A 13,574-nucleotide genomic window follows, 5' to 3' on the forward strand; every position below is an offset into this window, starting at 1 on the left:
ATGCTCAAGCGGCTGATCGCCAACATCGGCGCGGCCTTGCAGCACGTTCGGTCAGCTGCGGAGCAGTTCAAGGACCTCGACCGCTGGGGCTGCCTGCTGCGCTACGTCAGCGACCGCATAGCCCCGATCGTCGGCCCACCACGACCCGCGGCTGGCCTGCCAGCGACGGGGTAACTGCCGGATTTAGGTTCAGCGCTGCTGTCTCATAGACGGTCCCAGTGCCCGTCGAGCTGTAGGCACGCACGGTCAAGTCGGTGACCGTCCCGGCCGGTTGCTGAGTGCAGCTGGCCAGGTTGCCGTACGAACCGTTGTTGATCGAGCATGAGCCGGGCGACGTGGCATCACCGAAGCTCCAGGTCTTGGTCTGAGCCATCGCCGGGGCGGCGAACGCAGAGCCGATCACGAGGGCGGCGAAGACAAGGCGCAAGCTCGGCATGATGGAATCCTTCTGGATCGCGGTGCTCGCCGCAAGAGCGGGCTTTTGCAGCTTCAAGCAATCAGCGGGCCACGATGAAAAGTGTTTGCCTGACATCAACTTGCAGTTCGAATCCCGATCAGGCGTGACGGAGTGTAAGCCGGGCCGACAGATCCAGACACCCCCGTGATCCGGGGCTTCGCGTGGCATCGCGGCCAGCCCCGCGACGAGAAGCCCCCGTGGCCAGCCGGCCGCCGACTCGAAAGCGGCCGCTGGACGTGCTGGCACCGGGTCGCGGCGGGGGCTCACCGCTACTTCAGCCTTGCCAGCAGCTGCTGGGCTTTCGCCCGGTGCTGGCTGCCGGTGCCGGCGGCCAGCGCCGCATTGAGTTCCTCCCGCGCCTCGGCGTCGCGCCCGAGGCTCGCGAGCACGCTGCCGAGGAAGAAGCGCGTGTCGCCGTTGGACGGATCGCGCAGCCGCGCGTCGCGCAGCAGCTGCAGCGCGCGGTCGGTCTGTCCCGCCTTGAACGCGGCCCAGCCGACGGTGCCGACGATGTGCGGGGCTGCGGGCGCCACCGCCAGCGCGCGCTCGGCCATCGGCAGCGCGCCGGGGTCGTTTTGCTGCACGAGGATGTTGGCGAGGTTGTTGATCGCGTCGGCGTCATCGGGCCTGAGCTTCAGCAGCGCCTCGTAGCTGCGTCGGGCGGCGGCGAGCTGGCCGGCGTTGATCTGCGTGTCGGCCAGCGCGCGCCAGACCACGGCGTCGCCCGGATGACTGGCCAGCCACTGCTCGGCAAGCCGCATGGCACCGGCGGTGTCGCGCGGTGCCATCGCAGCGAAGACGCGCATCAGGCTGGCCGAGCTGCGCTCGAGTTCGTGCGACTGTCGGTAGGCCGCGAGTGCCGCATCGCGCTGGCCTCGAGCGGCAGCGACGTCGCCGAGCAGCGCGTGCCCCAGCCCCGAGCGCGGCTGGCTCGCCAGGACGCGACGGGCGCGCTGTTCGGCCGCCGCCAGGTTGCCGAGCTGAATGTCGGCTGCGGTGCGCAGTACCAACAACGGGATGTCATCGGGCCGCTCGTCGAGCGCCTTGTCCAGGCTGTGCGCCGCCGCCTGCGGTGCACCGGCCTGCAGCTGCAGCGCCGCAATCTGCCTGAGCAGCGGCACGTTGTAGCCCGCCGACGTCGCAGCGCGCTGCAGGTGGCTGCGCGCGGCCGCGGCCTCGCCGCGCGCCAGCGCGACCCGGGCGGCGGCCAGTGAGGTCGGCGCCGCCTCGGGCGCCTTGCCGATCGCGCTGGCCACGGCCTCGCGCGCCGCGTCGAGTTGCCGATGCCGCAGGTGAAAGTCGACCAGGGCCAGCGCCGGCGCGGCGCTGCTCGGTCCGGCCACTTCGTCGGCACGGGTCAGCCAGCGCTGTGCGTCGGCCAACTGGCCGGCGCGCTCGGCCACCTCGGCCAGTGTCATCAGCGCCTGGGTGTTGTTGGCATCGAGCTTCAGTGCCCGGTCGAGGTGTTCGCGCGCGCGCGGCAGCGCACCGGCGTCGATCTCCAGCCGTGCCAGCCCGAGGTGGGCGGCAACGAGCGACGCGTCGGTTTCGACCGCCGCTTGCAGCGCGCTGCGCGCACCGGCCGAGTCGCCGGCGAGCCGCCGTGCCGAACCGAGCAGCGCCAGCACCCCGGCATTGCCGGGGTGTGCCTTGTTCACCGCTTCGGCCACGCGCACGGCCGGCCGGCCCTGGCCGGCGTACACGTACATCGAGGCCAGCGCGTATCCGGCGGGCAGCGACTTCGGGTCCTTCGCGAAGGCGGCCTCGAACTCCTTGATCGCGTCGCCGAAGCGCGCACCGCCGACCAGGCTCAGGCCGAGCGCGGTGCGCAGCTGCGGCTGGTCCGCCTGCTTCAGCGCGTCCTGCAGGATCTGGGTCGCGCGGCCGTGGCGACCCTGCGCCATGTGCGCGCTGGCCAGCAGCACCAAGGCCTGCGCGTCGCCCGGGTTGGCGCGCGTGTACTTGCCCAGCACGTCGATCGCGCCGTCGGGGTTGCGATCGGCGATGTAGAGGCTGGCCAGCACCTTGGCGACCGGGCTGCCGGGGTGCGAACGCAGCACGCCTTCCAGATAGGGGCGTGCCTTCTCGCGCTGGCCCAGACCGTAGTGCGCCAGGCCGCCGAGCATCTGCGTCTGCGGCCGGTAGCGCAGGAACTGCGACGGCACGCGGTCGACCAACGCGGTCACCTCGTTGAGTGCGGCGCGCGCGTCGGCCGCCCGGCCTTGGCGCTCAGCGACGACCGCCTTGAGAAACAACACGCGCGGGTCCGCGCCGCCGGACTTGTCGACTTCGGCAATGTCACGCTGCGCGGCGTCGAGGCGATTCTGGTCGACGTAGATGCCGGCTCGCGCGACGCGCGCGGCGACGTAGCCGGGGTCGAGCTCGATCGCCTTGTCGTAGCTGGCCAGTGCGGCGCGCAGGTCGGGCACCACGTGCAGCGCCTCGCCGCGCGCGTAGTGCGCATCGGCGAGCCGCGGCGCCAGCGCCACGGCGCGGTCGGCGGCAGCCAGCGCCTCCCGCAGCTGGCGCGAGCGGATGCGGATCGGCACTTCGGCGATCCAGCTTCCGGCGTCGGTGGCGTCGATGGCGCGCGCGTCGTCGACCGCCTTCAGCGCCGTGCGCATGTCGGCCATCTCGGCCGCCGCCCCGGCGCGCAGCAGCAGCAGCCGGTACTGCGTGGTTCGCGGCAGCCCGTCGAGCGCGAATCGGTGGTCGTTGAGCACCGCATCGGGCTTGCCCTGGCCGACGAGCGCCTGCGCCAGCGGCACGACGACTTCGGCGCGGTTGACGCCAAGCCGCAATGCCTCGCTGAAGGCCACCTCGGCCTGGACCACGTCACCGCTGTCAAGCAAGGCGCGCCCGAGCAGCACCTGCACCGGCAGCAAGTTCTTGTCGATCTGCAGCGCGTTCTTCAGCTGGATGATCGCGCCGGCGAGGTCCTTCTTCTCGTAGCGCGCGAGCGCGTCCTCGTAGTAGCGCGACGCGCGCGTGTCGACGGCGGCGTGGGCGAGGGGGGCGCCGGCCACGAGCGCGGCCAACGCGAGCGCTCGCAGTGCCGGTGTCGGAAATCTTGACTTCACGGCCGTCATCGTAGCCGTCGAGACCCGCGTCGCAGCCCGGAAGATCCCGGCGGCGCCGGCCGGCGTGCCAAACTGCCCGCGCCTGCCCCGCGAATCGGGGGTGTCGTCACGCCGGGCGCAGCATGCGCTCGACGTAGCGCGCGATCAGGTCGACTTCCAGGTTCACGCGCGCACCGGCGGCCAGCGTGCCGAGCGTCGTGTGGGCGACCGTGTGCGGGATCAGGTTGATGCTGAACTCGCAGCCGTCGGGCCGGTCGTCGACGCGGTTGACGGTCAGGCTCACGCCGTTGACGGTGATCGAGCCCTTGTACGCGACGAAGCGCGCCAGCTCCTTCGGCGCCAGCACGCGCAGTTCCCACGACTCGCCCACGGGGGCGAAGTGCGTGACGGTGCCGATGCCGTCGACGTGGCCGCTGACCAGGTGGCCGCCCAGCCGGTCGTTCGCGCGCAGCGCCTTCTCGAGGTTGACCGGGCCGGTCTGCCCGAGACCGGCGGTGCGCGCCAGGCTCTCGGCCGAGACGTCGACGGTGAAGCGCGACGCCGTCGTGTCGAGCGACGTGGCCGTCATGCACGCGCCGTTGAGCGCGATGCTGTCGCCCACGGCGACGTCGGCGAGGTAGCCGGCCGGCGTCTCGACCGTGAGCCGGCGGCCGTGTTCGCGCTCGGTGCCCAGCGGGGCAGAATCGACGATGCGGCCGACGGCGGTGACGATGCCGGTGAACATGCCGGCATTGTCGCAGGACGGCGGCGCAGGCTCAGCGCGAGCGACGGAAGCGCGAACTCCACGCCAGCGCCAGCAGCGCCAGCGCCAGCAGCGCCAGCGATGCGGGCTCGGGGGCGCCGTTGATCGGCGGTTCGTCCTGACGCAGCGCACCGAAAGTCAGGTCGTCGAAACCGATGAAATCCTCGGGGCACGCATTGCCTAGGTTACAGGTGGGTTGAGCGATGTCGAACCCGATGCGGGCGTACTGGCCCTTGTCATCGATGAATCCGAAGAACGTCAGCGAGCCGTTCGCGGCGTCTTGCGGCGCGTCGATCGCGAGTTGGGCGGAGGGAGTGTCGTCATTTGCGCTGGCGTACAGCAGCAACCACAGGGTGCCGTCGAAGTCGCCGAGGTCGGTCAGGTAGAAGCCGAACGCGGAGACGGGGCTCGTGAATGTGATCGAGAACGGGGTCGAGGTTTCCCACCACTGCCCGCCGCCCTCGGTGGTGTTGAAGCGGCCAAAGTATTCGCCCTGCGATCCGTTATTGGAGGGGCCGTAGGGATCGCTCTTGACTTCGCCGGCGCCTTTCAGTGAAGCCGCGTCCGCGTCCTTATCCTTAACCTTAAACAGGGCAACTTCCTTGTCGTCTGCGTACTGGCCGAGTGAGAGTTGCTCAAACCCTTCCGTACGTACCGATCCATTCGCCAGCTTCCCAAGGAAATCCTTACGGGCTTGCCCGGCATCGCCGAAGTCCGTCAGCGGCTTGTCGCCGTCGGCAACCGTCCCGCTGTAGACCGTCGGCGTCGCATGCACGGCGCCCATCGTCACCAGTGTCAGAGCCGCGCAGCCCAGCACGTGCATCAGTCCTCGGATCGTGTTCTTCATGGGGTGCCAGTGATTCGTTTTCGTCGCGGGCCCAGAGGCAAGCAAGTTGCACGCCCGCGCAGACATCCCTAGAAATCAAGGACTTGCCGCCTTGACATCGTGAAGATGTCAAATTTCCCGACCCTCGGGCGCCGGCCGCTTCGCGGCGCTCAGCCCGATGCCCGCAGCCGGTACCTCAGCCGCAGGTCGTCGCCGCAGGCGCTGGCTTCGTGCAGCCGCAGCGCGATGCGGCCTGCGGGCGATGCGGCTGCTGGCAGCGTGGCCATCTCGCGGCCGGGGCCGAGCAGGCGCGGCGCGAGGTAGACGAGCAGTTCGTCGGCCAGACCCGCTTCGAGCAGTGCGCCGTGCAGCGTGGGGCCGGCTTCGACGTGGATTTCGTTGACCTCGCGCTGGTCCAGCAGTGCGAGCGCAGTGACCAGGTCGACGCGGCCGTCGGCCCCGGGCGGCAGCAGCAACACCTCGGCGCCGGCATCGCGCAGCTGCGGCGCGCGTGGCGCCGCCGCGGTGCCGGCGACGATCAGCGCGCGCCCGGGCGGTGCGATCAGCCGTGCAGCCGGCGGCGTGCGCAGCGCCGAATCCAGCACGACGCGCAGCGGCTGTAGGTGGGTGGGTGCCCGCCGCACGTCGAGCCGCGGGTCGTCGGCGAGCACGGTGCCGATGCCAGTGAGCACGGCGCCGGCGCGCTTGCGCCACGCGTGGCCGTCGGTGCGCGCCGTCTCGCCGGTGATCCACTGGCTGCGCCCGTCGGGCAGCGCGGTGCGCCCGTCGAGCGAGGCGGCGATCTTGACGCGTACCCACGGCCGCCCGCGCTCCATGCGCGAGAAGAACCCGATGTTCAGCTCGCGCGACGCGCTGGCGAGGTCGTCGTCGGCCATCTCCACCGCGATGCCCGCGGCGCGCAGCCGGGCGATGCCCTGGCCGGCGACCTTGGGGTTCGGGTCGCCGACGGCCACGACGACGCGGCCGACGCCCGCCTCGACCAGCGCGTCGCAGCACGGCGGCGTGCGCCCGAAGTGAGCGCAGGGCTCGAGCGTCACGTAGACGGTGCTGCCGCGCAGGTCGCGCCCGGCCGCGCGCGCGGCGCGCAGCGCCATCACCTCGGCGTGCGCCTGGCCGGCCGCCTGCGTGAAGCCTTCGGCCTGCCAACCGTTGCCGACGATCACGCAACCCACGCGCGGGTTGGGGTCGCTCAGGCCGATGCTTTGGTGCGCGAGCGCGAGCGCGCGCTGCAGGTGCTGGCGGTCGACGTCGCTGAGCATGCGCGCAGTCTACGGGCGGGGCTGCACCCGCCGGCGAGGCTCAGTTCGGCGGCTGGTGGTGCCAGGTGCGGCCGTTGACGAACTCGGTGGCCGGGTCGTCGTCGGGGCAGTCGAAGGCGAGCGTGCCGTCGCCGGCGCGGATCACGAGGAAGTTCTGGTTGGCCAGCGGCGCCGTGACGTTGCTGTAGTCCAGCGGGTGCTGGTCGTTGGGCAGCGTCTCGTGCGAGCGCTGCGTGGTGTAGCGGCACACGCGGTAGCGCGCTGCGCTGGCGTCGTCGCGGTTCGCGGCCAGCGGCAGGCCCGTCAGCTGCGACCGGCCCGACCAGCGCAGCGCGCCATCGCCTTCGGTGGCCACCGGCACCGCGCACAGGTAGCGCAGGTCGGTCGTGCGGCGCTGCACGAAGCAGGTCACGGTGCGCGCCGACGGTGCGGTGCGCTGCAGCGTGACGCCGACCAGCGGGTCGACGGGGCTCGGCGGCACTTCGGCATCCGCCGCCGTGGGGGCGGTGGACGTCGTCGCATAGCGCACGTGGCCTGCGAGCAGCAGCGCGTCGACGGCGGTGCAGACGCTCGCGGGGCTGCACACCGTCGTGATCGCGCCGGTCAGGTCGTTGAAGACGAGGGCCACCGTGCCGCCGTCGGGCTGTTCGAACTGCAGGCGGCTGCGGCCGCCTTCGATCGGCACCGCATCGAGCGGGATGGCCGGGTGGCGGCCAGCGGGCAGCCGCCCGGGGTTGCCGGCGCCGCGCACGCTCAGCGTGCCGGCCAGCTCGGGCGGCACCGCGGCGATCGCAGTGGCCAGCCGCACGCGCTGCGGCTCGTCGTTGCGGTCGCGCCAGTCGACGTCGACGACCAGGGTCTTGGCGTTGAGCGGCGCGTCGTCGAGCACGAAGCGCGCGACGGTGTAGGTGGCGTTGAGCCCTTCGACGGTCTCGCTCGGCTGCGTCGCGACGGCGTCGTACGTGACGAACTCGGGGTGGTCGGGGTCGGCGTGCATCGCGGTGAACGCGCGCCACGACTCGATGGCTTCCTGGGCGATGCGCGTGGCTTCGGCGCGCTGGCGCGCGATGTCGCCGTTGGCGCGCAGCGCGCTTTGCACGCCGACGTAGGCCACCAGGCCGAAGGCCATCACCGCCAGCGCGACGAGCGCTTCGACGAGCGAGATGCCGAGCTGGCGCTGCCGTGCCATCGTCAGAAGTCCTTCCAGCTGCCGGGCACGCGCACGAACGAGCCGTGCGTCGTGCGCAGCCGCGCGAGCGCGGCGCCGTCGTAGGCGACCACCGTGCGACCGGCGCCGGTGAGGGTCCAGTCGCCTTCGGCGACGAGGCCGCCGACGACGACGAGGCGCCCGTCGCCGTCCCAGGCCGAGCCGCCACCGGCGTTGACGAAGTGCGCCAGACCGTGCAGCCGCACGTCGCTGCCGGCGCGCACGACGACGTCGCCGTTGAAGACCAGCAGCGCGGGCTCATCGGCCGCGCCGATCGCGCCGCTGGTGTCGAGGTCGGCGGTGCCGTCGATCCACAGCAGGCGCCCGGGATTCAGCCGCACGGCATCGGCCAGCATTGCGCGGCCGCAGCCGCTGGCGCAGTCCAGACGCAACGCGGCAGGCTGCTCGCGGTACGTCGAGCGGAACATGCCGAACACCGAGACGAACATGCGCTCGGGCGTCAGCGCCGCCATCGCGGCGTCGCCGAGAAGCTGGGTGCGCTCGGGTGGCATGCCCGCCGGCCCGGCGATCGCCGCGGGGGCCTCGTCGATGCCGACGCCGACGTGCAGCGTGAGGCCACCCGACGCCGCGTCGGCGTTGTACGCCTCGAGCGCGGACGCGCCGCCGATCGTGCGTCGCACCGTGACGGCCGCTGCCGGGGGGGTGACGAGCGCGCTCTTCAACGCGACGAGGGTCGAGACGGTCGCGCGGCTTTCGCCACCGACCGCCTGCGCCGGGAAGGCCAGGCACGCATCGTCCAGGCGCGTGCAGCCGTTGGCCTCGACGCGCACGACGCCGGGGCGGCTCGGCACGTTGACGAAGCGCACGCGAAACGCCGGGGCCGCGTCGGCGCCGGTGGGTGGTGTCAGATCGACCGGGCCGTCGAGCGGGCAGCTGCAGCGCCACGACGGCGGGTCGGCATCGGCGTCGAACACGCAGCCGGCCGCGAGCACGCCGCCGTCGGACCTCGTGCGCACCGTGATCGCGCTGGTGGCGGCGTCGATCGCGAGGTAGCGCTGGCGAAAGCTCGTGGGCAGCGGGGTGGCGCCGGCGTCGTCGTGCGGGCGGCAGAACTCGTCGATGCGCCCGCTGTTGAGCTGCCCGATGGCCCACTCGATGCCGGCCTCGGCGGCCTCGATGGCCTGCGTCGAGCGGTACTGGTTGGCGGCCGTGCGCTGCTCGAAGACGAGGTTGCGCGCGGTGTAGGCCGCCGTCAGCGCGACGACGAACAGCAGCGCCATCACGACGACGAGCGTCGCTGCGCCGCGCTGGCGGGCGGCGCTGGGGCGCGCAGTGGTGATGGAAGCGGCGTGGCGCATGGGGTCAGCCGGGGCAAGCCTGGTGGGCGACGCCGGTGCGGAACTCGACGAGGTCGTTGCGTGGCCGCACGACGGTGGTGAGGCGGCGCTCGACGAGGGGGTCGCGCACCGAGCGCGCGACGATGTCGACGACGAACTCGCGCACCGTCAGCGTCGGCCAGCAGTCGGTGCTGCCGTCGGCACACAGGCGCGCACACGCGATCGGCAGCGGCGGGCCGTGGCGCGGAGTCACGGAAAACGTCGTCACGTCGAGCACGAGGCTGTCGGTCAAGTCCTGCCAGCCGCCGCCGGCCAGCAGCGTCTGCACGACGCCGCGCGCGGCGCTGCCGCTGCCGACGGTGGCGAGCCGGAACCCGAAGGGGCCCTCCTCGCCGGGGCGCCGCATGTAGCGAAACGACGCCTGCGTCGCTTCCTCGTCCGTGGGGCTGACCTCGGCGAAGGGGTTGTTCTCGTTCGGGCCGGCAGCCGTCCACACCAGGCGCTCCGACAGTGTCCAGTGACCGGCACGGCGCAGTTCACGCGTGATGATCTCGGCCGCGGCGCGCAGGTCCTGCTGCAGTTGGGTTTCCAGCAGCAGACGGCGGTTGTCGTTGAGCTGGGTGGCCACCAGCATCGCGGCGGCAGCAACGATGAACAGGCCCACCGCAATGCCCACCATCAGCTCGACGAGCGTGAGACCACGCTGCCGCGCCAGCCCGGGCGCCGCAGCGCGGTGCCGACGGGTGTGCATCACGTGCATGGCGGCTCCGACAGCGTCGACCCCGGCGGGCTGCACACCGAGGTGCGTCCGGCGCGGTTGACGATGGTGCGCAGCACGCGGCTCGAATCGATCGACGCATCGACCATGAAGCGGTTGACCGGCTGCGAGACGTTGTCCAGCGGGATGCGCGCGATCGAATTGGTGATGTGGTCAAACGCGAACGCGGTATCGGCCTGCGCAGGCGTGACGCGCACCGACAGCCGGGCCGGCACCTGCACGGTCTTGATCTCGGTGGCGTTGGTCCCGCAGGCGGCGCCGGCACCGAGCAGGCAGTTGCAGCGCACGCTGTTGACGTTGTTGACGGTGGTGTACAGCGTGTAGCAGGTCACGCTGCTGTTCGAGCGGAACGCCACGCGCACCCAGGTTCGCCGCGCGATGGCCTCGCTGCGCGCGAACTGCAGGTCGGTGACCAGCTGGGCGTTGATGCTCTTCAGGCGCTGGGTGAGGATGAAGTCGCGCAGCGACGGCGCCGCCAGCACCACGATGACGCCGAGCACGGCCAGGACGACCATCAGTTCGACGAGCGTGAACCCGCGCGGCGTCTTCATCACCGCGCCCAGCAGCGGTTGCCCGCCGACTCGTCGAAGTCGCCCGTGGCACCCGCCGAGCCGTAGAAGATGTTGCCGCCGGCCACGCGCACGCGCAGGCGCTGGCAGCTGCCGTCGCCGGCTTGCGTCGTGCCTTCGTTGGCCGTCGCGGTGACGGTGTAGCCGGTGGCCGTCGCGTCGGAGATCGCCAGCGTGTAGTAGCCCTTGGCGCTGGTGCCCAGCAGGCCGAGGCCGGGCGGGTCGTCGGTGGCCGCCGCGGTGAGCGACGACGCGTACGCGGCGCGGTTGCTGCGCCAGCGCTCCTGCGCCTGCTGCACCGCGGACAGCGCGGCGAAGGCGTCGGTGCGGCGGCTCTTGCGCACCGAGTCGACGAACGACGGCAGCGCCACCGCGGCCAGGATGCCGACCACGACGACGGCGATAAGCAGCTCGACCAGCGTGAAACCAGCCCGCCGGTGCCTTCCCAACGACCCGGATACTTGCCGTGACATCGTTCACACCTTAGCAGGAAGCCGGCGGTGAGGCACCGGGACGCGGCCGCCGTTCGTCCTCCGTTCCTGACCGCTCGTCGGCAGGCGCTTGGCAGTGCGTCGCGACGTTCAGCAGGCGCGGTAGCCGGGCACGGCGCCGTCGGGCGAGCACGAGCGCACGCGGCCCATGATGTTGACGGTCTGCTTCAGCGCGCGGCCGTTGGCGGTGGCCACGGTGACGGTGCCGGTGGGCGTCACGGTGCCGCGCACCGGGTCGAAGACCATCGACGCAACGTTGGCGGTCAGCCGCGCCTCGCGCGCCGCGTCGAGCCGCACCGTGCGCAGCGGCTCGGCGCCCGCGCCGCACACCGGTGCGCCGTCGGCGCCGCAGTGGCAGGCGCTGGCCGCGCCGGTGTGCAGCACGTAGCAGCTCGCCGCGGCGTCGCTGGCGAAGCTGATGCGCACCGTCTGCTGGCGTGCGACCGCGACGCTGCGCGCGTGGTGCACGTCGGTCTCGAACTGCAGCGCGATGCCTTCGAGGTGCTGGCGCTGGCGCATCTGGTCGAACGACGGCACCGCGATGCCGACGACGACGGCCGCGACGGCGAGCACGGTCGTCGATTCGACCAGCGTGATGCCGCGCTGGCGGCGGGCGGTGGGGTGCGGCGCGGTGTGCATGGCGGGCGGCGGGTGACGCGTGGACGATGGCGTCACTGTAGGAACCGGCCGCGCCCGGCGCGTCCCGCGCCGGTGGGAGGCGCGGGGGGAACGAGGAGGGCGTCAGAACGGGGGGACGGCACGCCGCAGCGCGGCGCAGCGCCAGCCGACACGCCGTGCCGTTGGCCTGCCGGTGGGCGCGCGCGGCAGCGGGCGCCGGGACCGCGTCAGATGTCGCGGATCAGCTGGCGGAACTCGTCGACGTCTTCGAAGCTGCGATAGACGCTGGCGAAGCGCACGTAGGCCACCTTGTCGATGCGCTTGAGCTCGCGCATCACGAGCTCGCCGAGGCGGCTGGAGGGCACCTCGCGCGCGCCGCTGGCGAGCAGGCGGTCCTGGATGCGCTCGAGCGCGGCGTCGATCTGCTCGGTGCTCACCGGGCGCTTGCGCAGCGCAAGCTGCATCGACGCGCGCAGCTTGGCCGGGTCGAAGTCGACGCGCGAGCCGTCTTTCTTGACGACGGTGGGCAGCGCGAGCTCGGGCCGCTCGTAGGTCGTGAAGCGCTTGTCGCACTTCAGGCAGCGCCGGCGCCGGCGCGTGACGCCACCCTCGTCGGTGTCGCGCGTCTCGACGACCTGTGTCTCCTCGTGGCCGCAGAAGGGGCAGCGCATGGGGCCCCGGGTCGGATTACCGGTACACCGGGAAATCGCGCGTCAGCGCCGCGACCTTCGCGCGCACCGCGGCGATGTTGGCCTCGTCGTGCGGGCGGTCGAGCACGTCGGCGATCAGGTGCGCCGTCAGGCGCGCCTGCTCCTCCTTGAAGCCGCGCGTCGTCATCGCCGGGGTGCCCAGGCGGATGCCGCTCGTGACCATCGGCTTTTGCGGGTCGTTCGGGATGCCATTCTTGTTGCAGGTGATGTGCGCGGCCCCGAGGATGGCCTCGGCCTCCTTGCCGGTCAGGCCCTTCGCGCGCAGGTCGACGAGCATCACGTGGCTCTCGGTGCGGCCGCTGACGATGCGCAGCCCGCGCTCGATCAGCGTGTCGGCCATCACCCTGGCATTGGCGACGACCTGCTGCTGGTAGGCCTTGAACTCGGGCGACAGCGCTTCCTTGAACGCGACCGCCTTGCCGGCGATCACGTGCATCAGCGGCCCGCCCTGGATGCCGGGGAAGATCGCGCTGTTGACCTTCTTCGCGATGGCCTCGTCGTTCATCACGATGATGCCGCCGCGCGGCCCGCGCAGGCTCTTGTGCGTCGTGCTGGTGACGACGTCGGCGTGCGGCACCGGGTTCGGGTAGACGCCAGCGGCGATCAGCCCCGCGTAGTGCGCCATGTCGACCATGAAGTAGGCGCCGACGGCCTTTGCGACCCTCGCGAAGCGCTCGAAGTCGATGCGCAGGCTGTAGGCGCTCGCGCCGGCGATGATCAGCTTCGGTTTGTGCTCGTGCGCCAGGCGCTCCATCGCGTCGTAGTCGATCGCCTCGTTGGCGTCGAGCCCGTAGCTCACGACCTTGAACCACTTGCCGCTCATGTTCAGCGGCATGCCGTGCGTCAGGTGCCCGCCCTCGGCCAGGCTCATGCCCATGATCGTGTCGCCGGGCTGCAGCAGGCCGAAGAACACGGCCTGGTTGGCCTGGCTGCCCGAGTTGGGCTGCACGTTGGCGAAGTTCGCGCCGAACAGCTGCTTGCAGCGCTCGATGGCCAGCGTCTCGACGACGTCGACGTTCTCGCAGCCGCCGTAGTAGCGCTTGCCGGGGTAACCCTCGGCGTACTTGTTGGTCAGCTGCGAGCCCTGCGCGGCCATCACGGCGGGGCTGGTGTAGTTCTCGCTGGCGATCAGCTCGATGTGCTCTTCCTGGCGGCGGTTCTCGGCCTCGATCGCGGCCCAGATCTCGGGATCGATGGCGGCGAGGGTGTGGTGGGTGCGGTCGAACATGGCAGTTCCCTTCTCGTGGACAGTCACGCAAGGCGTCGGAGTGAAGGGCCTTCGCGCACCGCGCACAGCCGCCGTGGCGGCGCGGGGCGAGGGCTGCCCAGGCGAACGGCACACGCCGCCGCGGCACCGCAGGCGGTGGCACGGCGGCCCGCGCTTCCCGGTGGTCGTCCACCTCGGGCGCCGACCCCGGCCCGCGGGCCGCAGGGAGGGCGCGCCTATCGCCAGTCGCGCAGAGGGCGAAAGTGTATCGGACGCGTCTCGGACGCCGCGTGGCTGCGCGCGTCCGGCGG

General features: G+C 71.9%; 12 protein-coding genes. All 12 read right to left on the minus strand.

What is annotated here, in order from left to right; translation table 11 throughout:
• Nucleotides 1-726: 726 nt before the first annotated feature.
• Entirely contained in the window at nt 727-3,546 is a 2,820-nt protein-coding gene (prsT, locus tag DRV96_RS11665) for an XrtA/PEP-CTERM system TPR-repeat protein PrsT (RefSeq protein WP_235823372.1), read from the minus strand.
• Between the two features lie 97 nt (nt 3,547-3,643).
• A complete protein-coding gene (locus DRV96_RS11670) occupies nt 3,644-4,261 on the minus strand; it encodes a riboflavin synthase (RefSeq protein WP_119291211.1) in 618 nt (205 codons plus the stop codon).
• A 31-nt stretch (nt 4,262-4,292) separates the two neighbouring features.
• On the minus strand, nt 4,293-5,126 hold the full coding sequence (locus DRV96_RS11675; protein WP_162911027.1) for a PEP-CTERM sorting domain-containing protein: 834 nt from the start codon (nt 5,124-5,126) through the stop codon (nt 4,293-4,295).
• Nucleotides 5,127-5,275: 149 nt separating this feature from the next.
• Nucleotides 5,276-6,385 (minus strand): bifunctional diaminohydroxyphosphoribosylaminopyrimidine deaminase/5-amino-6-(5-phosphoribosylamino)uracil reductase RibD, encoded by a 1,110-nt coding sequence (gene ribD, locus DRV96_RS11680; RefSeq protein ID WP_119291215.1) that lies wholly within the window; start codon nt 6,383-6,385, stop codon nt 5,276-5,278.
• A gap of 40 nt (nt 6,386-6,425) precedes the next feature.
• Nucleotides 6,426-7,574 (minus strand): type IV pilus modification PilV family protein, encoded by a 1,149-nt coding sequence (locus DRV96_RS11685; RefSeq protein WP_119291218.1) that lies wholly within the window; start codon nt 7,572-7,574, stop codon nt 6,426-6,428.
• A 2-nt stretch (nt 7,575-7,576) separates the two neighbouring features.
• Nucleotides 7,577-8,911, minus strand: coding sequence for a pilus assembly PilX family protein (locus DRV96_RS11690; protein ID WP_119291220.1), 1,335 nt, complete (start codon nt 8,909-8,911; stop codon nt 7,577-7,579).
• A 4-nt stretch (nt 8,912-8,915) separates the two neighbouring features.
• Nucleotides 8,916-9,650 carry a PilW family protein gene (locus DRV96_RS11695; RefSeq protein ID WP_119291222.1) on the minus strand — a complete coding sequence of 245 codons (735 nt, stop codon included), beginning with the start codon at nt 9,648-9,650 and terminating at the stop codon, nt 8,916-8,918.
• Complete coding sequence (locus DRV96_RS11700) at nt 9,641-10,219, minus strand: GspH/FimT family pseudopilin (RefSeq protein ID WP_119291224.1); 579 nt, start codon at nt 10,217-10,219, stop codon at nt 9,641-9,643. Before DRV96_RS11700 ends, DRV96_RS11695 begins: the two co-directional genes overlap by 10 nt.
• Nucleotides 10,219-10,710, minus strand: a complete 492-nt coding sequence (locus tag DRV96_RS11705; RefSeq protein ID WP_119291226.1) for a type IV pilin protein — start codon at nt 10,708-10,710, stop codon at nt 10,219-10,221. The genes DRV96_RS11700 and DRV96_RS11705 overlap by 1 nt, the downstream gene beginning before the upstream one ends.
• Before the next feature lie 108 nt (nt 10,711-10,818).
• Complete coding sequence (locus DRV96_RS11710; protein WP_119291228.1) at nt 10,819-11,367, minus strand: pilus assembly FimT family protein; 549 nt, start codon at nt 11,365-11,367, stop codon at nt 10,819-10,821.
• Between the two features lie 206 nt (nt 11,368-11,573).
• Nucleotides 11,574-12,017 (minus strand): transcriptional regulator NrdR, encoded by a 444-nt coding sequence (gene nrdR / locus DRV96_RS11715; protein WP_119291230.1) that lies wholly within the window; start codon nt 12,015-12,017, stop codon nt 11,574-11,576.
• Nucleotides 12,018-12,033: 16 nt separating this feature from the next.
• Nucleotides 12,034-13,284 carry a serine hydroxymethyltransferase gene (gene glyA / locus DRV96_RS11720; RefSeq protein WP_119291232.1) on the minus strand — a complete coding sequence of 417 codons (1,251 nt, stop codon included), beginning with the start codon at nt 13,282-13,284 and terminating at the stop codon, nt 12,034-12,036.
• Between the last annotated feature and the right edge of the window lie 290 nt (nt 13,285-13,574).

The organism is Azohydromonas sediminis (assembly GCF_003574675.1).
GTDB classification, from domain to species: Bacteria; Pseudomonadota; Gammaproteobacteria; order Burkholderiales; family Burkholderiaceae_C; genus Calidifontimicrobium; species Calidifontimicrobium sediminis.